21 protein-coding genes, 1 tRNA gene and 8 pseudogenes are annotated in these 24,319 nt (G+C 51.9%); 14 read left to right on the top strand and 16 right to left on the bottom strand.

Translation table 11 applies throughout. The annotated features are described in order from the left end of the window. Positions 1–87 precede the first annotated feature (87 nt). On the bottom strand, positions 88–1,599 hold the full coding sequence (pepA, locus tag EAS44_RS21550; RefSeq protein WP_000397144.1) for a leucyl aminopeptidase: 1,512 nt from the start codon (positions 1,597–1,599) through the stop codon (positions 88–90). Between the two features lie 153 nt (positions 1,600–1,752). Here pepA and ytgA point away from each other — a divergent pair, with 153 nt between their 5' ends. The 3 genes from ytgA (at position 1,753) to lptG (ending at position 4,048) form a co-directional block, all read left to right on the top strand. Continuing rightward, positions 1,753–1,803: a protein YtgA gene (ytgA, locus tag EAS44_RS25430; protein WP_211180521.1), complete on the top strand. Its 51-nt coding sequence runs from the start codon at positions 1,753–1,755 to the stop codon at positions 1,801–1,803. A 62-nt stretch (positions 1,804–1,865) separates the two neighbouring features. Continuing rightward, on the top strand, positions 1,866–2,966 hold the full coding sequence (gene lptF, locus EAS44_RS21545; RefSeq protein WP_000584114.1) for an LPS export ABC transporter permease LptF: 1,101 nt from the start codon (positions 1,866–1,868) through the stop codon (positions 2,964–2,966). Further along, positions 2,966–4,048, top strand: a complete 1,083-nt coding sequence (gene lptG / locus EAS44_RS21540; RefSeq protein WP_001295681.1) for an LPS export ABC transporter permease LptG — start codon at positions 2,966–2,968, stop codon at positions 4,046–4,048. The genes lptF and lptG overlap by 1 nt, the downstream gene beginning before the upstream one ends. A 118-nt stretch (positions 4,049–4,166) precedes the next feature. Here the strand turns inward: lptG and yjgR are convergent, their stop codons facing one another. Next, positions 4,167–5,669 carry a helicase HerA-like C-terminal domain-containing protein gene (yjgR, locus tag EAS44_RS21535; protein ID WP_001514408.1) on the bottom strand — a complete coding sequence of 501 codons (1,503 nt, stop codon included), beginning with the start codon at positions 5,667–5,669 and terminating at the stop codon, positions 4,167–4,169. 129 nt (positions 5,670–5,798) lie between these two features. After that, on the bottom strand, positions 5,799–6,818 hold the full coding sequence (gene ahr / locus EAS44_RS21530) for an NADPH-dependent aldehyde reductase Ahr (RefSeq protein ID WP_001299662.1): 1,020 nt from the start codon (positions 6,816–6,818) through the stop codon (positions 5,799–5,801). A gap of 195 nt (positions 6,819–7,013) precedes the next feature. Between ahr and EAS44_RS21525 the strand changes: the two genes are divergently transcribed. Together EAS44_RS21525 and EAS44_RS21520 are read left to right on the top strand one after the other, a co-directional pair. Then, positions 7,014–7,098 (top strand) — tRNA-Leu (locus EAS44_RS21525). 533 nt (positions 7,099–7,631) lie between these two features. Beyond that, positions 7,632–8,456, top strand: coding sequence for an AbiJ-NTD4 domain-containing protein (locus tag EAS44_RS21520; protein WP_000594911.1), 825 nt, complete (start codon positions 7,632–7,634; stop codon positions 8,454–8,456). A 48-nt stretch (positions 8,457–8,504) separates the two neighbouring features. Here the strand turns inward: EAS44_RS21520 and EAS44_RS21515 are convergent, their stop codons facing one another. Continuing rightward, entirely contained in the window at positions 8,505–9,077 is a 573-nt protein-coding gene (locus EAS44_RS21515) for a hypothetical protein (protein WP_000227281.1), read from the bottom strand. A 100-nt stretch (positions 9,078–9,177) separates the two neighbouring features. Between EAS44_RS21515 and EAS44_RS21510 the strand changes: the two are divergent. Next, positions 9,178–9,435, top strand: a pseudogene (locus tag EAS44_RS21510) (transposase); the annotation flags it as partial. A gap of 12 nt (positions 9,436–9,447) precedes the next feature. On the opposite strand, the gene EAS44_RS21505 reads toward EAS44_RS21510, so the two are convergent. Together EAS44_RS21505 and EAS44_RS25650 are read right to left on the bottom strand one after the other, a co-directional pair. Continuing rightward, positions 9,448–10,599, bottom strand: coding sequence for an IS30-like element IS30 family transposase (locus EAS44_RS21505; protein WP_001254876.1), 1,152 nt, complete (start codon positions 10,597–10,599; stop codon positions 9,448–9,450). After that, positions 10,596–10,676, bottom strand: a pseudogene (locus EAS44_RS25650) (hypothetical protein); the annotation flags it as partial. The pseudogene EAS44_RS25650 and the gene EAS44_RS21505, both read right to left, overlap by 4 nt. On the opposite strand from EAS44_RS25650, the pseudogene EAS44_RS21495 reads away from it, so the two are divergent. Together EAS44_RS21495 and EAS44_RS21490 are read left to right on the top strand one after the other, a co-directional pair. Further along, a pseudogene (locus tag EAS44_RS21495) lies at positions 10,664–11,568 on the top strand (IS3 family transposase); the annotation flags it as partial. The pseudogenes EAS44_RS25650 and EAS44_RS21495 sit on opposite strands and share 13 nt — an antisense overlap. 82 nt (positions 11,569–11,650) lie before the next feature. Beyond that, the gene (locus EAS44_RS21490) at positions 11,651–11,908 is read left to right on the top strand and encodes a hypothetical protein (protein WP_000177060.1); all 258 of its coding nucleotides are present in this window, start codon (positions 11,651–11,653) and stop codon (positions 11,906–11,908) included. Between the two features lie 557 nt (positions 11,909–12,465). On the opposite strand, the gene fecE is transcribed toward EAS44_RS21490, so the two are convergent. From fecE to fecI, 7 genes are all read right to left on the bottom strand, one after another. After that, the gene (fecE, locus tag EAS44_RS21485) at positions 12,466–13,233 is read right to left on the bottom strand and encodes a Fe(3+) dicitrate ABC transporter ATP-binding protein FecE (RefSeq protein WP_000175457.1); all 768 of its coding nucleotides are present in this window, start codon (positions 13,231–13,233) and stop codon (positions 12,466–12,468) included. After that, positions 13,234–14,190: a Fe(3+) dicitrate ABC transporter permease subunit FecD gene (fecD, locus tag EAS44_RS21480; RefSeq protein ID WP_000684856.1), complete on the bottom strand. Its 957-nt coding sequence runs from the start codon at positions 14,188–14,190 to the stop codon at positions 13,234–13,236. Continuing rightward, the gene (fecC, locus tag EAS44_RS21475) at positions 14,187–15,185 is read right to left on the bottom strand and encodes an iron-dicitrate ABC transporter permease FecC (RefSeq protein WP_000125187.1); all 999 of its coding nucleotides are present in this window, start codon (positions 15,183–15,185) and stop codon (positions 14,187–14,189) included. Before fecC ends, fecD begins: the two co-directional genes overlap by 4 nt. Continuing rightward, a complete protein-coding gene (gene fecB / locus EAS44_RS21470) occupies positions 15,182–16,084 on the bottom strand; it encodes a Fe(3+) dicitrate ABC transporter substrate-binding protein FecB (protein ID WP_000879152.1) in 903 nt (300 codons plus the stop codon). Before fecB ends, fecC begins: the two co-directional genes overlap by 4 nt. Before the next feature lie 44 nt (positions 16,085–16,128). Next, entirely contained in the window at positions 16,129–18,453 is a 2,325-nt protein-coding gene (gene fecA / locus EAS44_RS21465; protein ID WP_000188278.1) for a TonB-dependent Fe(3+) dicitrate receptor FecA, read from the bottom strand. Between the two features lie 86 nt (positions 18,454–18,539). After that, positions 18,540–19,493, bottom strand: coding sequence for a ferric citrate uptake sigma factor regulator FecR (gene fecR, locus EAS44_RS21460; protein WP_001068910.1), 954 nt, complete (start codon positions 19,491–19,493; stop codon positions 18,540–18,542). Then, positions 19,490–20,011 carry an RNA polymerase sigma factor FecI gene (gene fecI / locus EAS44_RS21455; RefSeq protein ID WP_001283626.1) on the bottom strand — a complete coding sequence of 174 codons (522 nt, stop codon included), beginning with the start codon at positions 20,009–20,011 and terminating at the stop codon, positions 19,490–19,492. Before fecI ends, fecR begins: the two co-directional genes overlap by 4 nt. Positions 20,012–20,147: 136 nt before the next feature. Between fecI and ykiE the strand changes: the two genes are divergently transcribed. Both ykiE and EAS44_RS21450 read left to right on the top strand, forming a co-directional pair. Beyond that, positions 20,148–20,216 carry a protein YkiE gene (ykiE, locus tag EAS44_RS25425; protein WP_211180522.1) on the top strand — a complete coding sequence of 23 codons (69 nt, stop codon included), beginning with the start codon at positions 20,148–20,150 and terminating at the stop codon, positions 20,214–20,216. A gap of 86 nt (positions 20,217–20,302) precedes the next feature. Beyond that, positions 20,303–21,003: pseudogene (locus tag EAS44_RS21450) on the top strand (IS1-like element IS1F family transposase). A 10-nt stretch (positions 21,004–21,013) separates the two neighbouring features. Here EAS44_RS21450 and EAS44_RS21445 read toward each other — a convergent pair. Further along, on the bottom strand, positions 21,014–21,076 hold the full coding sequence (locus EAS44_RS21445) for a hypothetical protein (RefSeq protein WP_113705808.1): 63 nt from the start codon (positions 21,074–21,076) through the stop codon (positions 21,014–21,016). A gap of 46 nt (positions 21,077–21,122) precedes the next feature. Between EAS44_RS21445 and EAS44_RS25930 the strand changes: the two are divergent. The 3 genes and pseudogenes from EAS44_RS25930 to EAS44_RS21430 form a co-directional block, all read left to right on the top strand. Continuing rightward, positions 21,123–21,327 (top strand): annotated as a pseudogene (locus EAS44_RS25930) (hypothetical protein); the annotation flags it as partial. Continuing rightward, positions 21,321–21,425, top strand: a pseudogene (locus EAS44_RS21440) (IS3 family transposase); the annotation flags it as partial. The pseudogenes EAS44_RS25930 and EAS44_RS21440, both read left to right, overlap by 7 nt. Before the next feature lie 302 nt (positions 21,426–21,727). Further along, the gene (locus tag EAS44_RS21430) at positions 21,728–22,021 is read left to right on the top strand and encodes a biofilm development regulator YmgB/AriR family protein (RefSeq protein ID WP_000239862.1); all 294 of its coding nucleotides are present in this window, start codon (positions 21,728–21,730) and stop codon (positions 22,019–22,021) included. A gap of 124 nt (positions 22,022–22,145) precedes the next feature. Here EAS44_RS21430 and EAS44_RS25925 read toward each other — a convergent pair. Continuing rightward, positions 22,146–22,276: pseudogene (locus tag EAS44_RS25925) on the bottom strand (IS5/IS1182 family transposase); the annotation flags it as partial. 64 nt (positions 22,277–22,340) lie between these two features. Next, positions 22,341–22,472, bottom strand: a pseudogene (locus tag EAS44_RS21420) (IS3 family transposase); the annotation flags it as partial. 281 nt (positions 22,473–22,753) lie between these two features. Between EAS44_RS21420 and EAS44_RS21415 the strand changes: the two are divergent. Further along, positions 22,754–24,112 carry an esterase-like activity of phytase family protein gene (locus EAS44_RS21415; protein WP_000823243.1) on the top strand — a complete coding sequence of 453 codons (1,359 nt, stop codon included), beginning with the start codon at positions 22,754–22,756 and terminating at the stop codon, positions 24,110–24,112. Positions 24,113–24,319 lie beyond the last annotated feature (207 nt).

The raw sequence follows: 24,319 nt of genomic DNA, 5'->3' as shown, positions 1-24,319 counted from the left end.
GTCTTATCAGGCCTACGAGTTCAGTGCTGTGTAGGTCGGATAAGGCGTTCACGCCGCATCCGGCAATAACAGCCTTGCCTGACGCAATTACTCTTCGCCGTTAAACCCAGCGCGGTTCAACAGGAACTGTGCCAGCAACGCTACCGGACGACCGGTTGCGCCTTTTGCTTTACCAGAACGCCAGGCGGTTCCGGCGATATCCAGGTGCGCCCAGTTGTACTTACGGGTAAAGCGCGACAGGAAGCAACCTGCGGTAATCGCCCCACCAGGACGACCGCCAATGTTCGCCATATCGGCAAAATTGGACTCCAGTTGTTCCTGATACTCGTCACCCAGCGGTAAGCGCCATGCGCGGTCACCGGATTGTTCAGACGCGGCAATCAGTTCATGGGCCAGCGGATTGTGGTTCGCCATCAGACCAGTAATGTGATGACCCAGCGCGATCACGCAGGCACCGGTCAGCGTCGCCACGTCAATCACCGCTTCCGGCTCAAAACGCTCAACGTAAGTTAACACGTCGCACAGTACCAGGCGGCCTTCAGCGTCGGTGTTGAGCACTTCAACGGTTTGACCAGACATGGTGGTTAACACATCGCCCGGACGATAGGCGCGACCGCCTGGCATGTTTTCACAACCTGCCAGCACGCCGATAACATTAATCGGCAGTTGTAGCTCCGCGACCATACGCATCACGCCGTAAACCGCCGCCGCGCCGCACATATCGTACTTCATCTCATCCATGCCTTCTGAAGGCTTGATCGAGATACCGCCGGAGTCGAAGGTTAAACCTTTACCCACCAGCACGATTGGGCGTGCATCTTCCGACGCGTTGCCTTTGTACTCAATCACCGACATCAGCGATTCGTTTTGCGAACCCTGACCGACCGCCAGATAAGAGTGCATCCCCAGCTCTTTCATCTGCTGTTCGCCGATAACGCGGGTAATGACATTCTTGCTGTAGCTGTCAGCCAGCTGGCGCGCTTGTGAAGCGAGGTAAGCGGCGTTACAGATATTCGGCGGCATATTGCCGAGATCTTTTGCTGCTTTAATCCCGGCGGCAATCGCCAGACCGTGCTGGATCGCGCGCTCACCGCTGGTCAGTTCACGGCGGGTCGGCACGTTGAACACCATCTTACGCAGCGGACGACGCGGTTCGCTCTTGTTCGTTTTCAGCTGATCGAAACTGTAGAGCGTCTCTTTTGCCGTCTCGACAGCCTGACGCACTTTCCAGTAGTTGTTACGGCCTTTAACGTGCAGTTCAGTCAGAAAGCAGACCGCTTCCATTGAGCCAGTATCATTCAGCGTATTAATGGTTTTCTGAATAACCTGCTTGTACTGACGCTCATCCAGCTCACGTTCTTTGCCGCAACCAATAAGGAGAATTCGCTCGGAAAGTACATTCGGAACATGGTGCAGCAACAATGTCTGCCCCGGTTTTCCTTCCAGTTCGCCCCGACGTAGCAGGGCGCTGATGTACCCATCGCTGATTTTATCGAGCTGTTCTGCAATCGGAGAAAGGCGACGTGGTTCGAAGACGCCCACGACGATGCAGGCACTCCGCTGTTTCTCCGGGCTACCGCTTTTTACACTAAACTCCATGCACTACGCTCCTGAATCTTAAAGACAACGGCGGTGGCTACAGATAGAATTGCAAGCTTTCGTAACTCATGTCCGCTGTTGCGATGACTTCGTGTTAATCTTAACGTTATTACGGCATTGGCACGTCAGAACAAAATCTGAGAGGTGAATCCGTTGAGTATAATTATCTTAGCGACGATTTCGACGACTCAAGAGAATAAATGACGTTTAAGCCATGAAACAAGCTAAAATCCTGCAAAAGACGAGTTTTTACGGGCGTATTTAAAGTGATAATCATAAGATATCTGGTGCGGGAGACGCTCAAAAGCCAGCTGGCGATACTCTTCATCTTGCTTTTGATCTTCTTCTGTCAAAAGTTAGTGAGGATCCTCGGCGCAGCGGTTGACGGCGATATTCCGGCGAATCTGGTGCTCTCCCTTCTCGGGTTGGGCGTGCCGGAAATGGCGCAGCTTATCCTGCCATTAAGCCTGTTCCTCGGGCTGCTGATGACGCTGGGCAAACTGTATACCGAAAGTGAAATTACGGTAATGCATGCCTGCGGCCTGAGCAAAGCGGTTCTGGTGAAAGCGGCAATGATCCTTGCGGTATTCACGGCAATCGTCGCGGCGGTTAACGTGATGTGGGCGGGACCGTGGTCATCGCGTCATCAGGATGAAGTGTTAGCAGAAGCGAAAGCGAACCCTGGCATGGCGGCGCTGGCGCAAGGGCAATTCCAGCAAGCGACTAATGGCAGTTCGGTGCTGTTCATCGAAAGCGTTGACGGCAGCGATTTCAAAGATGTGTTCCTCGCGCAAATTCGACCAAAAGGTAATGCACGTCCTTCTGTGGTGGTGGCCGATTCCGGACATTTAACCCAGCTGCGCGACGGCTCCCAGGTCGTCACTCTCAACCAGGGAACGCGCTTCGAAGGCACTGCACTGTTACGTGATTTCCGCATTACGGACTTCCAGGATTATCAGGCGATCATTGGTCACCAGGCGGTGGCGCTCGACCCGAACGATACCGACCAGATGGACATGCGTACATTGTGGAACACTGACACCGATCGTGCCCGCGCAGAACTGAACTGGCGTATCACGTTGGTATTCACCGTGTTTATGATGGCACTTATGGTCGTACCGTTGAGCGTGGTTAACCCACGTCAGGGACGCGTACTGTCGATGCTGCCAGCCATGCTGCTGTATCTACTTTTCTTCCTGATCCAGACCTCCCTGAAATCGAACGGCGGTAAAGGTAAGCTGGACCCGACGCTGTGGATGTGGACCGTTAACCTGATTTATCTGGCTTTGGCGATTGTTCTCAACCTTTGGGACACTGTGCCGGTCCGCCGCCTGCGCGCCAGTTTTTCGCGTAAAGGAGCGGTGTGATGCAACCTTTTGGCGTACTTGACCGCTATATCGGTAAAACTATTTTCACCACCATCATGATGACGCTGTTCATGCTGGTGTCGCTGTCCGGCATTATCAAGTTTGTCGATCAGCTGAAAAAAGCCGGGCAGGGGAGTTACGACGCGTTAGGCGCAGGAATGTATACCTTGCTGAGCGTGCCGAAAGATGTGCAAATCTTCTTCCCGATGGCGGCTCTGCTTGGGGCGTTGCTTGGTCTTGGGATGCTGGCGCAGCGCAGCGAACTGGTGGTGATGCAGGCTTCTGGTTTTACCCGTATGCAGGTGGCGCTGTCGGTGATGAAAACCGCCATTCCGCTGGTCTTGCTGACGATGGCGATTGGTGAATGGGTCGCGCCGCAGGGCGAGCAGATGGCGCGTAACTACCGTGCGCAGGCGATGTACGGCGGCTCGTTGCTCTCTACCCAGCAAGGCTTATGGGCGAAAGATGGCAACAACTTCGTCTACATTGAGCGGGTTAAAGGTGACGAAGAGTTAGGTGGCATCAGCATTTATGCCTTTAACGAGAATCGTCGTCTACAATCCGTACGCTATGCCGCTACTGCGAAGTTTGACCCGGAACATAAAGTCTGGCGTCTGTCGCAGGTTGATGAATCTGATTTGACCAATCCGAAACAGATTACCGGTTCGCAGACGGTGAGCGGCACCTGGAAAACCAACCTCACGCCAGACAAACTGGGCGTGGTGGCGCTGGACCCGGATGCACTCTCAATCAGCGGTTTGCACAACTACGTGAAGTATCTGAAGTCGAGCGGTCAGGATGCCGGACGTTATCAGCTCAATATGTGGAGCAAAATCTTCCAGCCGCTATCCGTGGCGGTGATGATGCTGATGGCGCTGTCGTTCATCTTTGGCCCACTGCGTAGCGTACCGATGGGCGTGCGTGTGGTCACCGGTATCAGCTTCGGTTTTGTCTTCTACGTACTGGACCAGATCTTCGGCCCGCTGACGTTGGTTTATGGCATCCCGCCGATCATCGGCGCACTGTTGCCAAGCGCCAGCTTCTTCTTAATCAGCCTGTGGCTGTTAATGAGAAAATCGTAACCAAGCAAGGGAGCGAAAGCTCCCTTTCACATTGTTGATAAAGTCAAATACGAGTTCGATCGGTCCCCTCGCCCCTTTGGGGAGAGGGTTAGGGTGAGGGGCACAGACCGCACCTGACTTACCTTCTTCTTCCCCCCAGCAAACTCCCCAACATCCCGCGTACAATCTGATTCGTCACCTGGCGGGCGGCGCTTTTCGCCATTGTTTGCACCACACCATCTTTCTTCCCGCCGCGTGGTCCGGTAGTGCCAAACAAAATATCCTTTAATCCACCAAGAATGCCGTCATCCACCGCCACCTCTTTCCCTTTCGCGGGGGGATTATTTTGCTGCTCGACGCTTGCCTGTACGCCTTTTTGCAACATCTCATAGGCGGATTCCCGGTCCACCTCATCCTCGTACTTGCCATACACCGGAGAGTGATTAATCAAGCCATTACGCTCATCTTCCGTCACCGGTCCCATCCGCGAACAAGGCGCAATCACCATCGCCCGTTCCACCACTGAAGGACTTCCTTTCACATCAAGAAACGAGATTAACGCCTCGCCGGTCCCCAGTTCCTGGATTGCCTTTTCGGTATCAAATGCCGGATTGGCCCGCATGGTTTGCGCCGCAGCTTTTACCGCTTTCTGATCTTTGGGCGTAAAAGCACGCAAAGCGTGTTGAACGCGATTACCGAGCTGCCCGAGCACATTATCCGGAATATCAGACGGGTTTTGCGAAACGAACCAGACGCCTACGCCTTTTGAGCGAATAAGCCGTATCACCTGCTCAATCTTATCCAGCAGTACCTGCGGTGCATCGTTAAACAGCAGATGTGCCTCGTCGAAGAAAAACACCAGTTTTGGTTTCTCCAGATCGCCTGCTTCCGGCAATTGTTCATACAACTCTGAAAGCATCCACAGCAGGCTGGCGGCGTACAGTTTCGGCATCTGATAAAGCTTCTCGGCGCTGAGGATATTGATAACGCCTTTACCGTTGGTATCGGTGCGCATCCAGTCTTTGATATCCAGCATCGGCTCGCCAAAGAAGTGTGCTGCGCCTTGCTGTTCCAGCGATAACAGCCCGCGCTGGATGGCACCAACCGATGCGCTACTAATATTACCGTACTGATTCTGGAAAGATTTGGCGTTATTGCCGATGTACTGGGTAATCGCCCGCAAATCTTTAAAGTCGAGCAGTAACAGCCCCTGATCGTCAGCAATGCGGAAGATGATATTCAGCACGCCAGATTGCACATCGTTGAGATTCAACAGCCGCGCCAGCAACAGCGGCCCCAGGTCTGAAACCGTCGCCCGCACCGGATGGCCTTTCTCGCCAAAGATATCCCACACCACCACCGGATTGGCATGCGGTTGCCAGTCATTGACGCCGATATTTTTAAGCCTTGCGAGCAGTTTTTCCGACGCCGTTCCTGCCTGCGCGATACCGGTCAGATCGCCTTTCACATCAGCCATAAACACCGGCACGCCGATTTCCGACAATGACTCCGCCAGTTTTTGCAGCGTAACGGTTTTACCCGTCCCCGTTGCGCCAGTAATCAGCCCGTGACGGTTAGCCATTCCCGGCAGTAAAAACAGTTCTGTGTCCGGCGTGCGGGCAATTAACAGGGGTTCGCTCATGAGATTTCCTCCAGTTTCCTGCCTGGAGTATAGGCAACGGCTGTGCACTCTTCACCGCTAAATTCAGCAGATTGCGAGACGCCTTCCAAAGAGATTTAAGTGCCGGGCGACAGGCACCCGGCAAAGGGATCAGAAGTCGGCTTTCAGGACCACGCGGTAGCGCGCTTTACCATCGCGTACATGCTGGATGGCGTCGTTAATTTTCGACATCGGGAACAGTTCGGTGGTCGGCGCAACCTTGCTGCGGGCGGCAAAACGCATCAGCTTACGCAGCTCATAAGGCGTGCCGGTAGCAGAACCAGAGATGCTGCGGTCGCCCGCAATTAACGTAAAGGCCGGAACAGACAGCGGCGTGAGAACCGCACCGACCGTATGGAAATTACCGCCATAGGTCAGCGCCTCAAAATAAGGCTGCCAGTCGAGGCTGACGTTCACAGTATTGATAATGAGATCAAACTGCCCCGACAGGGCTTTCAGTGCCTGCGGATCGCGGCTATTCACCACTTTATCGGCACCCATCGCCAGTACTTCCTGCTCTTTCGCCGGATTAGAACTAAAGGCCGTCACCTCGCATCCCATTGCGTGCAGAAGTTTTATAGCGATATGCCCCAGCCCGCCAATACCAATTACCCCAACGCGGCTGGTAGCAGTGATATGGTGCATCAACAGTGGTTTAAAGACCGTGATACCGCCGCACAACAGCGGCCCGGCGGACTCGATATCAATATTTTCTGGCAGTGGAATCACCCATTGCCAGTCCGCACGCAACTTCTCGGCAAAGCCACCGCGATTCATAATCGTCGGCACCGCACCTTGCTCGCAGTTGATCTGATTACCGCTAATACAGGCGTCGCAGTGACCACAGCTACGCGCCGTCCAGCCAATCCCGACACGCTGACCGACCTGCAAACCTTTATCCTGCGCGGCGCTCCCGAGTGCCACCACGCGCCCAATCACCTCATGCCCGGCAACCAGCGGATATTGTGAAAATCCCCATTCGTTATCGATCATCGACAGATCGGAATGACAAATCCCGCAGTAATCCACCTGCACTTCAACATCTTGTGGCTTCAGCTCACCGGGATCGTACTCATAAACTTCCAGTTCGCCGCCCGCTTCTTTTGCGGCATAGCTTTTTATCATCGACATTTTTGGGTCCTTCTCTGGTGTTGTTTGGGAAGTGTAGAGCATGGCAGGGCGGGGTGCCTGGAGTGTGACAAAGGTTACATATCGCTGAGTGTAATGCTGAAAATTTCAGCACTTAGCGAGGTGGGTGCAAGCTGGCGCTTGCATGGTGGCGTGCGACAGGTATAATCCACAACGTTTTCCGCATACCTCTTCAGTGCCGAAGTGGCGAAATCGGTAGACGCAGTTGATTCAAAATCAACCGTAGAAATACGTGCCGGTTCGAGTCCGGCCTTCGGCACCAAGTTACTAAATTCCTTACAATACAGTTAGTTAGACGATTAAATCTGTCTCTTTTGCCTGTAAGAAATGCTCTGTTATGTCCCTTGAAAAAGCCGCTGTGGTTGATAGTGGTAATTGGGATGTTAACTCATAGCGGCGTGTCGTTCCAAGCGTCAAACACGTACTGACTCAACTTGAAAGCTATGACGTAGCCACCGTCTCTAAACAATCCCAAAACTTTTAGTGCAGCGCATTTTAGCCCGATGCCCCCATTCTGTCGCCGTCGCGAGACGCCGCAGGGGATAAACAGGTTTATGGTGGTCACGGTACTTGCAGACCATATGCAAGCTCTGCCAGCGGTTCGGCCTCGCTCCCCTTGGGTACATGGTCATCCTGATAAGCCTCACTAACTGACATAACCCTGATGAAGTCGCAAGAGGCTCCGCTTGTTGTCTTACCACCAACGGGGCTTTATGGATTCTATTGCTTAATATATGATTGTATCAAACTTAGACTGCATAATTTAAACGAACATAACAATCAGGCAGGGGAAGAATGATAAAGCCATTTTCTGTGAGGTATGGTCATGTTGACGTTAGAGAGCATGTCCAGCTGAATGATCTTAATTCTGATACACGCATGGCATTGTGGAATTGCTTATATCTTTTCCTTTGGACTAACAATCGTCAAACTGCTACAGCAACAAAATGTGCGCAGTCTGTGTGGATATATTATCTAAATCAACCTGCGGATAATATTCCTCGTTATGAAAGTGGATACAAAAGTGATAAGACGTTGCTGACTGCTATCCGAGATTATATATATGGGGAAGCATGGTATTTGGTATATGATTTAATTGAGTTCATCATTGAGAGAACTAATTCATATATTAATCTATCGAAGCATCTCAATTCCATCTTTAAAAAGCATGGCGTTGGTTATACCATAATAAATGGTTGTATTACTCCTATTTCAAATGATAACGAAATTGAAAGTGTTCAGAACGCAGTTGATAATGGCACTGATTCATCGCGTAGCCATTTCGAAAGGGCGTTACAACTAATGACGGATAGAGAGCAGCCAGACTACAGAAACTCGATTAAAGAGTCTATCTCTGCAATTGAATCTTTATGCAGGAAAATCACGGGCAATGATAAAGGAACCTTGGGGGCTTGTCTTAAAGCTATAGAGGAAAAAGGATATATACACTCTGCAATGAAAGGCGCTTTTAGTCAGCTCTATGGTTATACAAGTGATCAGGGTGGAATACGTCATGCGCTAACAGAAGAAGATGTAAATCCTACCTTAGCTGAAGCTAAATTTATGTTAGTCACTTGCAGTGCGTTCAGTAATTATCTGTTGTCAAAAATAAGTGATTAATTACAGGTTTATAGTTACGAGTGGGTTAGTTACCCACTCCCTTTAAAATTATTCACCAGACTCTAATCTTTTTTCTCTTTTCTCATCTCTCCTTTTTATTGCCAAATCGTGTTGCTCTTGCAGATACGTGCGTTCTTCGTTTCTATCGCTTGAAGTATATACGTCTGCTTTTACTTTTTTAGCTCCTTGTGCAATAGGTTTCCAATCCTCTCTTATACCTTTAATTTGTTCTGCAATTTGCGTCAATGGGCTTCTCGCTCCTAGATAACTTATTCCTTCAAATGTCGCCATGTCATACACATATTCATTTGTTTCTCTATCGTTTGATTTAGGTTTGCTTGCCCAGCTTATATTAATATTATAAATTTGATCTTTGATTTGTTCATACTTACAGAGATTGCTGGTAAGTGATTGCCCATTTTTTAACACGCTTACCTTACTAAACGGAATCTCACTTTTTTCTCTATGCTCCGCATTTACTAGTGGAGGATCAAACACAACCTCAACATTATAGGCAGGTGCGTTCCCTGTATTAGCAATGTTAATATCAAAGTAAAAAGCGGCCCAAGGGTTTGGCTCAAGTGTTACAACTATATGGGGTTGAGCTGATGCGTCAACCATTCTTTTTGTCTCGTCTGCTCTGAAGTGGTGAAGTGGTTTACTGAATTTGGCCACCTGAACAGAGGTGATATGCTCACCTCAGAACAACACAGGTGCTCCAATGAAAAAAAGAAATTTTAGCGCAGAGTTTAAACGCGAATCCGCTCAACTGGTTGTTGACCAGACATACACGGTGGCAGATGCCGCCAAAGCTATGGATGTTGGCCTTTCCACAATGACAAGATGGGTCAAACAACTGCGTGATGAGCGTCAGGGCAAAACACCAAAAGCCTCTCCGATAACACCAGAACAAATCGAAATACGTAAGCTGAGGAAAAAGCTACAACGCATTGAAATGGAGAATGAAATATTAAAAAAGGCTACTGTAGATTCAATCTGTCAATGCAACACCCCTTTCAATTATCTCTTTCGGTGTTTTGAACTTCAGTGTCTTTCTCGGTCTGTTGTTTAGCTGAGCAGCAACCAGATCTAGTTCATGTTGAGTATATTGGGCAAGACATGTCTTTTTAGGAAAGTACTGCCGAATTAGCCCATTTGTGTTCTCATTTGTTCCCCGCTGCCAAGGACTCTGAGGATCGCAGAAGTAAACTTTAACGCCGGTGCTGACAGTAAATTCTAGATGTCTGGCCAGTTCCATTCCTCTGTCCCATGTCAGTGATTTTCTGAGTTCTGACGGTAAACTCAGGAATTTGTCGGTAAGAGCCTGATTTACTGAGACAGAATCTTTGCCCCTGAGTCTAAGGATGATCGTATAACGTGATTTTCGGTCTACAAGTGTGGCTATATGAGAGTTTTTTGTACCTGAGACTAAATCGCCCTCCCAATGCCCCAGAGAGCGTCTGTTATCGATATTTCGGGAACGTTCGTGAATTGGTGTTCCGTTCACTATGTTAATCGTACCTCTTTCGCCTTTGCGGGTATGACGCCTGCCATGGCGAAGGCTATGCGACCGTCGCAGATGCTGTATATTCAGGTGGTGTAGCGCTTCACGGCTACGAAAGTACAGCGTTTTATAAATTGTCTCAGGTGATATTCGCAGCGTTTTTTGACGTGGTTTTGTTCGCCTTAACCATCCTGATATTTGCTCTGGAGACCATTTCATCTCCAGCTTTTCCAGAACAAGCTTTCGCAATGGTAAATTTTGATCCAGTAAGCACGGTTTTGGCCTTTTCGCCATTCTGTTGGCTCGGTTATTAGCATCAACAGCTTTGTAATAGCGTCTGCCCCGATTACGCTGAACTTCACGTGAGATCGTCGAAGGACTGCGATTCAGCGCAGTAGCTATCGCACGAATGCTCATTTTGGCTGACAAACCAGCTCGTATCTCCTCGCGCTCAGACAGTGTCAGGTGAGCTACAGCCCGCTTATGCTCATGGGGTTTTATGCCGCCAGTATCCCTTAACATAGTGAAGATCGTTCCGGGTTTTGAACCCAGGATATTCGCTATTTCACTGAAGCCTGTTCCGTTCTTCCATAGTTCAAAAACAGAGGCTTTTTCCTCTGCTGTAAATGTTCGTCTCATTCAAAAAACCTCCGCAACCCCATGTTTTCACATAACTGTTGCGTTGACCAATTGAATCTACAACCGCGCTCTTGATGTCAGACTCCCTGAACAGTTCTCGATAATCAGGAAACTCAGAGCGCATTATCCTGTGGTCACACTCTGCCATGTGTTCGGGGTTCATCGCAGCAGCTACAGATACTGGAAAAACCGTCCTGAAAAACCAGACGGCAGACGGGCTGTATTACGCAGCCAGGTACTTGAACTGCATGGCATCAGCCACGGCTCTGCCGGAGCAAGAAGCATCGCCACAATGGCAACCCGGAGAGGCTACCAGATGGGGCACTGGCTTGCTGGCAGACTCATGAAAGAGCTGGGGCTGGTCAGTTGCCAGCAGCCGACTCACCGGTATAAGCGTGGCGGTCATGAGCACGTTGCTATCCCGAATCATCTTGAGCGACAGTTCGCCGTAACGGAACCAAATCAGGTGTGGTGCGGTGATGTGACCTATATCTGGACGGGTAAGCGCTGGGCGTACCTCGCCGTTGTTCTCGACCTGTTCGCAAGAAAACCAGTGGGCTGGGCCATGTCGTTCTCGCCGGACAGCAGGCTTACCATGAAAGCACTGGAAATGGCATGGGAAACCCGTGGTAAGCCCGTCGGGGTGATGTTCCAGGCGATCAAGGCAGTCATTATACGAGCAGGCAGTTCCGGCAGTTACTGTGGCGATACCGGATCAGGCAGAGTATGAGTCGGCGTGGAAACTGCTGGGATAACAGCCCAATGGAGCGCTTCTTCAGGAGTCTGAAGAACGAATGGGTGCCAGCGACGGGCTATGTAAGCTTCAGCGATGCAGCTCACGCAATAACGGACTATATCGTTGGATATTACAGCGCACTAAGACCGCACGAATATAATGGTGGGTTACCACCAAACGAATCAGAAAACCGATACTGGAAAAACTCTAACGCGGAGGCCAGTTTTAGTTGACCACAACAGACTACCTGAAGGGAGCCGCGGTCGCCTAGCAGTTGCAGTAGCAGGAGATCATCCAGCCGCAGTACAGGTCACGATGACTCTGGTTAATGATACCGGCTTTGACCCCGTATTTTCCGGCTCTATCGCTGAATCATGGCGTCAGCAGCCGTGCACACCATCCTATTGTTGTGACTGGGAGGCTGCCACCATGCTTCGCGCTTTCCCTCTGGCGAAAAAGGGAGAAGGACGGGCCCGTCTGCCTTCACTTTATGCCAGCTTCGGTAAGCTGGGTGAGACACCGACTCATAAAGATATCATTGATAACAATCGATCCATCAACTGGCCTGTATAACGTGGCTGCCGGTGATTAAGAAAGCTGCACCTACCTAAGTAGTAGCAAACGCACACTTTTTAGAAAAATCGATGGTCAGAAACTGGATTAGCAATTCCGTTCCAGGGTTGCTTTTGATTTACGTTGGCGTCTGATCATTGATTTATCCTCAAAAGCCCAACCTCATTGGTAATGAACCAGCTCCGTGAATGTCCGCTCTGGCACAGAGCGAAATTTTTTGATCTCCCCCCCTGAAATCTAAACTTAGTCATGTCACGTTTTTGGGTTTCTAAAATTTTAACTTCGCGTTTTTCGTTGCCGTAAGGGTTATACAGAAATGTCCGTTAAGCAGAGTTCAAAATTGATTGCCGTGATCACGACTGGTTTGAAAGCCGCGCCCAAGCCTGTACAGCTCTGGTTTGCGTTGATTATGAACCTGTCAGCCTAAAGCAAGCGGATGGACGATGAGTATTGGTAATCTTTCAGAGTCCGGAAAAGTTCAGCCCCAGTCTGAACAGGCTTGCTGGCGCCAGTCCAGTTTCATTCAGTCGTGGTTTGGTTCTTACGGCCTGTGCAATCTACCTCATTAGGCACATCGGCCTGCCAGATACCGGCTCGGGGTGTATTTCCGCTTCCACGCTGAATACTGTTCTCAGCAATCCTGGGGTCATCACCTCTTCTGGTGTGCCTTGCGCCATAACATGTCCGTTTGCCATTACCACCAGTTGATCGCAGTACCGGCTAGCCTGATTAAGGTCGTGCAGCACAGCGACCACCGTTTTCCCCTGAGTCCGGAGTTCGCCCATCAACCGCATCAGGTCCACCTGGTGATTGATATCAAGATAGGTGGTTGGCTCATCAAGTAATACAACGGGCGTATTCTGGGCCAGGACCATCGCCAGAAATGCGCGCTGGCGCTGACCGCCGGAAAGCTCGGTTAACCGACGAACGGCAAGATGATTGATCCGGGTCTGGTTCATGGCGACATTAACTCGTGCATTGTCTTCAGCGGAGAGACGCCCCCAGAGTGACAGCCAGGGATTACGACCATACGAAACCAGCTCCTGGACTGTGATCCCCTCTGGCGTTAAATGGTGCTGAGGCAGCAGCGAAAGCCTGCGGGCCAACTGGCGCGATGAGAGCATATTTATGGGATTATCGCCGAGAAATACGGTGCCAGACTGCGGCATTAAAAGCCGCGAAAAACAGTTTAACAGCGTCGATTTCCCGCAACCGTTAGGACCGATCAGGGCGGTGATCTTCCCCGTTGGCAGTGAGAGTGAAACGTCGTTAAGTACCTTGTCTGTCCCGTAACTGACCGTCAGATTTTCAGTTCGTAAAGTCATTTATCGCATTCTCACAAGCAACCAGACAAACCACGGCGCACCGATAATGGCGGTCAGCACGCCAACCGGGAGCTCCAGTGGGGGATGAATAATTCTCGCCAGCAGATCGGCAACCACCAACAGCAACGCACCTGTCAGGGCTGAAACAGGCAGCAGTCTGCGGTGACGTCCACCGGTGATGCTACGCATCATATGCGGCACCACGAGACCAATAAAGCTAATCGGGCCGCAGGCGGCCACGCCGGTAGATGTCATGGCGACAGCTAGTAACAAAGCCCAGAATCGGGTATGGGGCACCGACACACCGAGCGTGGTGGCGCGCGCATCGCCGAGTGCAAGGAGGTCGAGATCGCGGCAAAAACTCAGGCTCAGCGGCAGAAATAAAATCATCAGCGGGATGGCAATCTTCACAAAGCTCCAGTCACGGCCCCATAAGCTGCCGGTCAGCCACAGCAGGGCGTTGTTCACATCCTGTGGGCGCGAGAGCATCAGATAATCCGTCAGGCTGGCCCAGCATGCAGAAAGCGCCACGCCGGTGAGCGCCAGCTTCATCGGCTGGTGGGTCTTTGCCAGCATCTTCAGTAATATCAACCCCGCCATGCCGCCCGCAAAGGCCAGCAGCGGCAGCACCATCACGGGCAGTGACGGCATAAGAAGTAGAGCCCCCACAGAGGCCAGGCTGGCGGCATGGTTAACGCCGAGAATATCCGGTGATGCCAGAGGGTTGCGCACAATCCCCTGTATCAGCACGCCCGCCACGGCGAGGGCTGCACCGACAAACAGTGCCAGCAGCAAGCGCGGCAGTCGGTACTCCATCAATACATAATAATGCTCGCGTCCGGCCTGCCAGTCGGTCAGCAGCGCGCGCCACGGCACGGGGATCACTCCCATATGGAGTGATAACAGCGCACAGCCCGCCAGGGCAAGGGTGATGAAAATAACCAGCGCAATTTTCATCCTCGCCTCCTCACAAGCCAGACAAAGCAAGGGCTGCCAATCAGCGCCAGCACTGCGCCTGCGGGCAGATCTCCGGGGAAGGCCAGCGCGCGTGCGAGTACATCTGCCAGCAGCATCAGCGTGGCCCCCAGCAGCATGCTCACTGGCAGTACGTTGCGCTGATCGAAGCCTGCCCAGAAGCGCGCCAGATGTGGCACCAGCAGACCGATAAACGCCACCGGACCTGCCACGCTGACGCACGCACCAACCAGAAGCAGCACTAACATATTGATGACCAAACGTAGCCTCGTCAGGTTCACTCCCAGCGTATGGGCGGTGCTGTCGCTGAGGTTGAGCAGGTTCAGTTGATTCGCCAGCAGCAACACGACAGGGACTGCAGTGACCACCACCGGCAAGAGCTGCCAGACATCCTGCCAGCGGGCGTGGGACACTCCGCCTGCCAGCCAGTAAAAGATGCCGTAAGCATGATCTTCGGCCAGCAGCAGGGTGATGCGGGTAAGGCCCATACAAAAGGCCGACAGCGCGATACCCGCGAGGATCAGTTTGTTTCTGTCATGGGTATGACGAAATCCGCCTCCTGCGGTCATGACCAGCAGCCAGCTCACGCCGCCCCCGCATGCCGCGATGAACGACAGAGAATAGCCTGCAATCGGCGTCGGACTCAGCGCGCTGGTAAGCGCCATAGCCAGTGCCGCGCCGCTGTTAATGCCGAGCAGTGAAGGAGAGGCCATTGGGTTGTGGGTCAGGGTTTGCAGCAGCGTGCCCGCGAGCGCCAGGCTTGCGCCGATCAGAACGGCGACCAGGCTTCGTGGCAAACGAAGGTTTTGCACCAGCGCTTCTGGTAGCGTTGGCGTGTGTCCAGGCAGCAGGGCGCGGGTTGCATCTGCTCCGGAAACAGGAATGGCCGAGTAGCAAAACAGACTCAGCCAGAAAATAATAATAAGTGCTGCAACGGGAAGCCCCCACAGCAGCACCGGGTGTTTTATCGCGGTCATTTCACAACGGTAAGCGGCTGATGGTGGAAGATTTTTACCGTGTCAGCGGCAATACGCTCTGCAGCAAAAATACCGCGCATCCGCGCCCAGGTGTTACTGTCGACCGAAGCAACCTGCTGCTTCTGCGCGGCGGTTAACATCTGCCAGAGCGGATCTTGTTGCCAGCGTTTAACAATGCTCTCTTCGCGATAGTGGGCAACCAGCAGCCAGGCAGGATTGACCGCCAGCAGTTGCTCCAGGCCGATGGACGGCATGGACGCACCCGCCATCGCAGCGGGAACGTTCAGCCCCAGAGAGGCCAGCACGCTGCCGGTCCAGGTCTCCTGAGTATGCAGGTTGAATTGCTGTTCGCGTGATGTGCCAAAGGCCACGCGTGTCCCTTTGGGAAGCTGGCTGGCCCACTGCGCCATCCTCTCTTTATGTTGTTCCAGACGTGCCTGCATCTCTCGCTTTTTACCCACCATTTCGCCGATGATAGCCGCAGATTGCAAATTTTCAGCGTAGGTTTCGTTGCGGGACTTAAGCAGCAGTACCGGCGCGATTTGCTGCAAGGCGATGTAAACCCCCGCATGGCGACTGCTGTCGGCAATGATCAGGTCTGGTTTCAGAGCGGCAATGGCTTCCAGGCTCGGCTGCGCGCGCGTTCCGACGGACTGCCACGGTTTCAGGTGCGCACGCACTTCGGGCAGGATGCGTTTTGCATCGTTATCGTCGGCAATACCGATCGGGCTGACGTCCACGGCGGCCAGCGCATCGGCGAACGAGAGTTCCAGCACCACAATCCGTTGTGGCGTTTTTTCGAGTGTAAACGTGCCGTGTTCGTCCTGAACCATGGCGGCAAAGGCGTGGCTGATCACCAGCAGCAGGCCTGCAAAAAGAAAACGGATAAATGCCAACATAATCACATTCCAGCTAAAAGCCCGGCAAGCCGGGCGTTAACACATCAGAACTTCAACGACCCCTGCATATACAGCGTGCGCGGCTGGCCTGCATAGATGCCTTTGTTGTTGTCGTCATAAGAGCGGATGAAGTAGTCCTGGTCGAAGATGTTTTTCACACCGAATGCCAGGTTCAGATCTGCTATCTGCGGGCCAAAGTCATACGCCACGCGTGCGCCCCAGAGCATGAAGCCGGGAATGCGGCCGGTACTGCCGTCGGCGCTCTCTTTCACCGTATTGGCGTTATCCGCAAACTGGCTGGACTGGAAATCGCTGTTCAGATTGAACGTCCAGTTTCCTGGCTTGTAGTCCACGCCCAGCGTGCCTTTATGTTTCGGGGAGAATGGTACCAGATTGCCGTAGGTGTCGCCTTTCTCGCGGATTTCCGCGTTCACATACGCATAGCTGGCGTAGATGGAAACGTTATCAAGCGTTGGTGTTAGCGTACCCAGATCGTAACGTGCCTGCGTTTCCAGCCCGGTATGGCGCGTTTTGCCACGTGCAGTGACGGTGTCGTTGGTCTGGTTGGAGTCGTACTGATTGTTAAAGTTAATCAGGAACAGCCCCATTTCCGCCGTCAGCGCGCCGTCGTCGTAGCGGGTACCGAGTTCCCAGGTTCGCGCTTTTTCCGGTTCCACATTGCCGCTTTGCACAGCCTTGCCAATCTGGCTGTACTGTACGGTGCCGAACGAGCCTTCAGTGTTTGCATAAAGATTCCAGCTGTCAGTCAGGTGATAGAGCACGTTCAACGCCGGAAGCGGTGCGTTATAGCTCACTTCTTCGTGCGTGCCTGTGATGGCGTTGTTCTGGTATGACTCGATATGTTCGAAACGCATACCCGGCGTGATGGTCCAGTTGCCGATGTCGATTTTGTCATCCAGATACCAGGCGTGCGCCTCGGTGCCGGAACGCGTATCGCGGTCGTAAGGGCTTGAGCCGGACGGCAACTGCCCGCTGCTGGTGGCGGTGTAGTAACGCATTTCATGCGTTGATTCATTCAAATAGCGATAGCCCACGCCCACTTCGTGCGCGGAAGGGCCGATCATAAAGATCTGGCTGTAGCGTGGCTCAATACCGCGCACCCAGTAGTTACGCGGCGAGAGGGTGATGCGTTTGCCTTGCTCCAGGTAGCCGCTGCGCAGGGTTTGGGTGTAGAACCCCTGAATGTTGAATTTATGCTGGCTGTCTGGCTGGAACTGGTAGCCCAGGCTCGCCAGCTTGCGACGACCCCAGAAGCGGTCATACGGGCGGGTGGATTGCCAGCGATCGGCGTCGTAATCCGCGCGAGACAGGCCACCGGGCATGTCGGCTTCACCATCGTAATATTGCAGCAGGCTGTTGAAGGTGTGCACCTCATCCGGCGCATATTTGCTTTTCAGCATCAGGTCGTCGATGCGGGTGGCGCTGTGCTCGCGCCAGTCACTGCCGCGCGTGCCGGAGTAGAGCAGCGCGGTGCCAAAACCGTTGTCCGCTGTGCCGCCCACCATCAGGTTGTGCGTCTCTTTCGGGTTGTTTTGTGAAGAGGTTGGGCTGAGCTGACCTTCCACGCCCGCCTCGATACCAAAGTCCTGCGGAATGGCACGGGTAACAAAGTTCACCACGCCGCCCACGCTCTGCGGTCCGTAACGCACCGCACCACCACCGCGTACCACGTCAATGGCATCCATGTTGCCGAGCGAAACGGGAGCCAGTGAAAGCTGCGGCTGACCGTAAGGGGCGAAGGGGACGGGGATGCCGTCCATCAGGACGGTCGAGCGGCTGGCGAGGCGCGGGCTCAGGCCCCGGATGCCAAAGTTCATCGCCAGGTCGTGGCTGCCGGTGCCGTTGTTTTCCGGCGCGCTGACGCCAGGGATGCGGTTAAGTACCTCACGCATGGTGGTTGCGCCGGTTTTGGCGAAATCCTCACGGCGGATCACGTCACGCGCGCCAGCATGTTCAAATATGTCGTTTTCACGCGCATCACCCAGCCAGTCGCCGACCACGGTCAGGGCATCTTCTTTTGGTGCGGGCGCGGGCTCCAGCGTCCAGCTGTTATTTCCCAGCGGTTTTACCTGCAGTCCGCTGCCGTCCAGCAGTTGTTGCAGGCCGCTCTCGACGTCGTAATCGCCGTGCAGGCCGTTGCTCTGCTTGCCGCGCGTCAGGCTGGCGTCAACCGAGAGGGTAAATCCGCTGTGTGCGGCATACTGATTGAGCGCTTTATCGAGCGATCCCGGTGCGATATTAACCTGTGCAGCAAAAGCGGAAAACGAGAGACCGGCCAGCGGCAGCAGGCTCAGGCGAATGGTGTTAACCAAAGGTGTTGTTTTACGAAAAACGCGTAACGGCGTCATACCTTCCCCATCATCATTTTTGTTGTGTTCAGCTATGAGTCGAACGAGAAGGGTAAAAAGGACAATCGAAATAAGAATTATTTTCCTTACAGTGGTGAAATGTTTATCCAGTACCGCGTAATAGACTGAATTTTAACGGGAAGCGTTTGCGCGATAACGTTCAGGATCGCATCGGTATTTTTCAGCGGGAACGTCCCGCTCAGGCGCAGCCCGGCAACGGCGGGATCGCAGCGCAGCACGCCGTTGCGGTAACGGGTTAGCGTGGCTATCACCTCACCCAGCGGTTTATCGCTGAAGCTCAGGATGTCCTTCGTCCAGCTTGTACTCTCGTCATCCAGCGGTTTCACTGCGCCAAACTCAGAGGCGCTGAACTGCAGGCTTTCACCAGCGTTCACGATGCGTTTTTGCGCGGGGGCACTGGCGAGAAGCACTTCCACAGCGTGCTGCTGCACGTCAAGCTGCGTGAAATTATCCTGCTGGCGGACGGTAAATTCTGTCCCTAAAGCAGTGAGCTGGCCCTGACGGGTCAGGACACGGAAGGGGCGTTGCAGGGCATCTTTCGCGGTAGTAATGGCGATTTCACCGTACCAGAGCCGGACGGTGCGCTGATGCGCATCAAAACGCACATCCGCCGCGCTTTGGGTATTCAGCGTGAGCAGGGAGCCATCTTCCAGTTGCTGACGGCTGACTGTGCCTTTGGCGGTGCGGTAATCTGCCCGCAGACCTTCGCCGGTTTCCGACTGCCAGAGCTGCCAGCCTCCGCCAGCGCCGAGCAACAGCAGTAATCCTTTCATCACGTGACGGCGGGTGAGGCGGGTATCGTGCAACGCCCTGCTGGCAACGTCGCCAGGCACACCGCCAAGCTGGTTGCGCAGGTTTTCAACCTGCTGCCAGGCCCACTGGTTATCCTGATCCTGTTCATACCACTGTTGCCAGCGCGCTTCCTGTTGTGGGCTGACGCGCTCGCCGCTTAGCACGGCATACCAGTGGGAAGCTGAACGCAGCGCCTGACGGCGGGAATCGGTTAACAAAGGATTCATAACCCATACTCCAGACGGAACAGCAGGCAGTGCTCGACGGCTTTCGCCACGTATTTTTTCACGGAGCTGATGGAAACACCGAGTTTGTGCGCAATCTCGCTGTATGTCAGACCATCCAGTTGCGAAAGCAGAAACGCTTCACGTGTTTTGCCGTTTAGCCCGTCCAGCATGCTGTCGAGGAGTTGTAGGGTCTCGAGTTGGCTTTCGCGTTCCTCAGGTGAAGGAGCTCCCCCCTCCGGCATAAGCGCCAGCATCTCCAGATACGCTTTTTCCAGCGCGTTTCGGCGAAACAGGTCCACCATCACGCGTTTGGCGATAGTGCAGAGGAAGGAGCGAGGATCGCGGATCGTCGAGAGCGTTTCGCTGACCATTACCCGCAAAAAAGTGTCCTGGGCAATGTCATCTGCATCAAAAGCAGACTGGAGTTTGCGCGTCAGCCAGCTTTTCAACCAGCCGTGATGTGTGCCATAAAGCGACTCGAACGTTAAGGAAGCTGTGGTAGTGGCGCGGTCAGACATGCGGAGTGCATCAAAAGTTAATTATCACGTAGTCATATTAATATGAGAATGGTTATCATTACAATTGGAAATAAAATTGTTTCCAATAGACATTTTTAACATGTTGTTTTTCTAAGTGTTATAAGGTAGGTATAAAATGGGATGGAGCCTCTGCTTCTGGCATGTGTCGGTCAGAATGACTCATGATGTGGTCTGCTATTATTGACATCCTCACTGCCCTAAAGGATGGGGATTTCGGTAATGCTGCCAACTTACTGATTTAGTGTATGATGGTGATTTTAAGGTGCTTGCGTGGCTTCCATTTCCATCAGATGTCCTTCCTGCTCCGCTACTGAAGGCGTGGTGCGTAACGGCAAAAGCACTGCCGGACATCAGCGCTATCTCTGCTCTCCTTGCCGTAAAACATGGCAACTACAGTTCACTTACACCGCCTCTCAGCCCGGTAAGCACCAGAAAATCATTGATATGGCCATGAATGGCGTCGGATGTCGCGCCAGTGCACGCATCATTATGGGCGTTGGCCTCAACACGGTTTTACGTCACTTAAAAAACTCAGGCCGCAGTCGGTAACCTCGCGCATACAACCGGGCAGTGATGTGATTGTCTGCGCTGAAATGGACGAACAGTGGGGCTACGTCGGTGCTAAATCACGTCAGCGCTGGCTGTTTTACGCGTATGACAGGATACGGAGGACGGTTGTGGCGCACGTCTTCGGTGAACGCACTCTGGCCACACTGGAGCGTCTTCTGAGCCTGCTGTCGGCCTTTGAGGTCGTGGTATAGATGACGGATGGCTGGCCGCTGTATGAATCACGCCTGAAGGGAAAGCTGCACGTTATCAGCAAGCGTTACACTCAGCGCATTGAGCGACATAATCTGAATCTGAGACAACATCTGGCAAGGCTGGGACGGAAGTTACTGTCGTTCTCAAAATCGGTGGAGTTGCATGACAAGGTCATCGGGCATTATCTGAACATAAAACACTATCAGTAAGTTGGAGTCATTACCTCCTCCCGAACTCAAAGCTATCATACAGATAATTACTGGTTAACCCTATATAGGGCATTTTAAAGTGTTGTGATCTTACCCAGCAATAGTGGACACGCGGCTAAGTGAGTAAACTCTCAGTCAGAGGTGACTCACAAGACAAAACAGTTTCAACCAGTAAAAAAACGTAAACACCATTCGCATGAATTTCGTAGTTAAGATCTGAAGCTTGCAGAATGCATCGGTATTACTGCCGGAGTCCGTGAACTTAGTCTGCATGAATCACCACAGCTTTACATCTGTCGCAGTAAACAGCAAAATCAGCAAACTTACTTAATTATATCGAGTGCGATTACAATCGCTGGCGATGGTACAGTTGGTGTGGCGGTCTCAGTCCGGAACAATTTGAAAATCAGAATCTCACTTAAAACGGCATCCATTTTACAAAAGATGGCCGTCTGTGTATTTGTAATGAATACCTTCTACATGTTTAGAGTGCATAATCCACGACAAGGCGATATCCTAAAAATTAGCTAGCAGGCAACTTTGATGGCATAGATAATGTTTTTAGTAAAAAAGAGTTGACTGAATATAATACAGCCTCTTCCTACATAAGAAGGAATGTGCTCACAAAAAAAACCATTAGTCTGCTTCCTGTTCTTACAATAATCAGTATTATGTATTTTATTTATATAGCAAAATATGCTTGTTACACCTGTCATAATTAGGCATGGTAAAATTATTGACTGAACCCTGGGGGAGAAAGATGCACAGTGATTATTATAATATGGTTTTTGGTGAAAAATTGGCCAATATTTTATATGAAGCTAACTCTCAATTTTTTTACGAGAGAAATGTCATAGAAGAGGCAGTCAACGCTTTATTCTGTGAGCGTGAAATAATAAACAACAAGAACATAATAAAGAAGCTGATGTTCTTTTTGTCAGATGTTAATCACACCAAGAAAGATGTTGTTCAGAGCGCACTTAATATTATCATTGACATTACATCAGGTGATATTTGAGATTTTACATAAAGGATAATCTCTCAAGGAGTCTTATCTGAAAACGAAATATATAGTCCCTCTCGTTTTGTAATATCGATTGGCTTTGTTGAATCGGTTACGTACCCCGGAGCCGGTCATATTTTCAGGTAATACACACGCTTTCAGACATTTCGGCTTTCGTCATTTTGGTATCATGGGCATAGCTTCTGCTACCTGACCATCATAATCACGCAGCTTCAGTGAAGCAGTGACCACCTGTTTAACCCGGTGTATCGTTATGATCTTATCCAGCAATTGAACCGCCCCGGGTTTCCTGGAGAGTGTTTTATCTGTGAACTCAGGCTGCCAGATCATCGTTTCCGATGGAAGCATAATAAGCTTTTTCTGCTTCTGCCGGTGGGATATGGCCCTGCCTTTCCAGCAATCGTCGATTGTTATACCAGTCCACCCACGTGAGTGTGGTCAGCTCATCATACTGACACGTGCATTACCCCTACCGCGATAATGCAACCGTACAATATAGGGCGTTTCCTAAACGCAGCCCTCATCACTCCAATCCAACAAGACACAGCATTTTTGATCACGAAGAAAGACAAATAATTTCCGTAAATGTTTCCGTTGTTACAAATAACAACAGTGTTTTACATTTCTTTGGCCTCAGGCCCGCGCATGTTGCCATTCGATGTCATTTTCCTGACTCGTTTCTTCTTTATGGTGTAGTGTGATCTTCACTTTATGGATGCTAACAATATGAAAAGAAAAATTATTCCCGTGCTAATCGGTTGTACGCTCTCTTTCTCTGCCCTGGCGGCACAACCTACGGCTGAGCGCTATGTCGTCAGTTTTCCAGAAGGCACGCACGTGAACTACGCCGGCGCATTTGCCAGTGCATTCCCGAACGGCCTTCCGGTTGGGATAGGTTCTGGCCTGCTGTTCACCGGTAAACAGGGCGATGCCCTGACATTCGCAACCATTACCGATCGCGGTCCGAACGCGGATTCACCGAAAGAGGGGAAAAACGAAACTAAAATTTTCGTTACGCCAGATTTCGCGCCGCTGCTGATGACGATTCGTGTACAAAACGGCAAAGCGGAGGCCATCGATCCCCGTCCTCTGCATGACGATAAAGGCGCGATCAACGGTCTGCCGCTGGCAAGCGACGTGATTGGCTCCACCAATGAAGTGGCCTTCAGCGACACGTTACATAGACTGAAGGGGGATAATCGCGGGCTGGATACGGAAGGGATCACTCCGGATGGTAAAGGAGGTTACTGGCTGTGCGATGAGTATGGCCCGTTCCTGATTAACATCGACAGTAAAGGGAAAATCCTGGCAATCCACGGTCCGCAGGCGGCGGAAGGGGAAAAAGCGATTGCGGGCGGTTTGCCAAATATCCTCAAATGGCGTCAGGCGAACCGCGGCTTTGAAGGCCTCACCCGTATGCCGGACGGGCGTATTATTGTCGCCGTGCAAAGTACGCTGGATATCGACGCTAAGAGCAAGAAAAAGGCGCTGTTTACGCGTCTGGTGAGCTTCGATCCGGCAAGCGGAAAAACCGCGATGTACGGTTATCCTATCGACAGCGCGGCCTACAGCAAAAACAGCGACGCTAAAATCGGAGACATCGTGGCGCTCGATAACCAGCACATCCTGCTGATCGAACAGGGAAGAGATAAAAACAACAGAATGCGTAACCTGATTTACGAGGTCGATCTCAATAAGGCGAGCGACCTGTCAGGCTTCGACAAGCCGGGTGAGTATCCGGAGTTTGATGATGAGAAAACCCTGTCACAGCGCGGCATTACCCTTGCGCAGAAAACGCAGGTTGTTGATCTGCGCTCCTTGGGCTGGCAGCAGGAGAAGGCTGAAGGGTTGGCGCTGATCGACAGCAAAACGCTGGCGGTGGCGAACGATAACGACTTTGGCGTGAAGGTGGCGATGCAACATCCGGTCGAGGGCAAGACATTCAAGGATTATCGGGTGAACGCGGAAGGAAAGCTGACGCTTGACGACAAGCAGGTTGAAACGACCCTCAGAGTGAAGCCACTGGAGAAACCGGAGTCTGACAGTGAACTGTGGATTGTGACGCTGCCGGAAGCGTTGAAATAAGTTTATAAGGTACGGACAGCAGTATCGCTTAGTTTTTCAAATTCATGTATGTGAACAATATTGGGGTTCCGGCGTAGACCCCCAATGAAAGCGTCACCACGTGAAAACATGCCTGCACGGTTTACACGTCATCCCATGGTGGCAGCCGGTTAACTTTCCTGCTACACCAGTGGAAAAAGGCCATAAGCAGTCCGAACAAAAGTAAGC

Origin of the sequence: Escherichia coli DSM 30083 = JCM 1649 = ATCC 11775 (assembly GCF_003697165.2) — a bacterium.
Lineage (GTDB): Bacteria > Pseudomonadota > Gammaproteobacteria > Enterobacterales > Enterobacteriaceae > Escherichia > Escherichia coli.
Note: the sequence above shows the minus strand (reverse complement) of the source record. Positions and strands in the feature narration are given on the sequence as shown.

Excerpts from the sequence above, each read along its gene's own strand:
- fecC (WP_000125187.1), bottom strand. The coding sequence starts at position 15,185 with ATGACCGCGATAAAACACCCGGTGCTGCTGTGGGGGCTTCCCGTTGCA.
- pepA (WP_000397144.1), bottom strand. The coding sequence starts at position 1,599 with ATGGAGTTTAGTGTAAAAAGCGGTAGCCCGGAGAAACAGCGGAGTGCC.
- fecR (WP_001068910.1), bottom strand. The coding sequence starts at position 19,493 with ATGAATCCTTTGTTAACCGATTCCCGCCGTCAGGCGCTGCGTTCAGCT.
- EAS44_RS21415 (WP_000823243.1), top strand. The coding sequence starts at position 22,754 with ATGAAAAGAAAAATTATTCCCGTGCTAATCGGTTGTACGCTCTCTTTC.
- fecA (WP_000188278.1), bottom strand. The coding sequence starts at position 18,453 with ATGACGCCGTTACGCGTTTTTCGTAAAACAACACCTTTGGTTAACACC.
- lptG (WP_001295681.1), top strand. The coding sequence starts at position 2,966 with ATGCAACCTTTTGGCGTACTTGACCGCTATATCGGTAAAACTATTTTC.
- fecI (WP_001283626.1), bottom strand. The coding sequence starts at position 20,011 with ATGTCTGACCGCGCCACTACCACAGCTTCCTTAACGTTCGAGTCGCTT.
- EAS44_RS21515 (WP_000227281.1), bottom strand. The coding sequence starts at position 9,077 with ATGGTTGACGCATCAGCTCAACCCCATATAGTTGTAACACTTGAGCCA.
- fecD (WP_000684856.1), bottom strand. The coding sequence starts at position 14,190 with ATGAAAATTGCGCTGGTTATTTTCATCACCCTTGCCCTGGCGGGCTGT.
- EAS44_RS21490 (WP_000177060.1), top strand. The coding sequence starts at position 11,651 with ATGACTCTGGTTAATGATACCGGCTTTGACCCCGTATTTTCCGGCTCT.
- fecE (WP_000175457.1), bottom strand. The coding sequence starts at position 13,233 with ATGACTTTACGAACTGAAAATCTGACGGTCAGTTACGGGACAGACAAG.
- fecB (WP_000879152.1), bottom strand. The coding sequence starts at position 16,084 with ATGTTGGCATTTATCCGTTTTCTTTTTGCAGGCCTGCTGCTGGTGATC.
- EAS44_RS21520 (WP_000594911.1), top strand. The coding sequence starts at position 7,632 with ATGATAAAGCCATTTTCTGTGAGGTATGGTCATGTTGACGTTAGAGAG.
- EAS44_RS21430 (WP_000239862.1), top strand. The coding sequence starts at position 21,728 with ATGGTAAAATTATTGACTGAACCCTGGGGGAGAAAGATGCACAGTGAT.
- EAS44_RS21505 (WP_001254876.1), bottom strand. The coding sequence starts at position 10,599 with ATGAGACGAACATTTACAGCAGAGGAAAAAGCCTCTGTTTTTGAACTA.
- ahr (WP_001299662.1), bottom strand. The coding sequence starts at position 6,818 with ATGTCGATGATAAAAAGCTATGCCGCAAAAGAAGCGGGCGGCGAACTG.
- yjgR (WP_001514408.1), bottom strand. The coding sequence starts at position 5,669 with ATGAGCGAACCCCTGTTAATTGCCCGCACGCCGGACACAGAACTGTTT.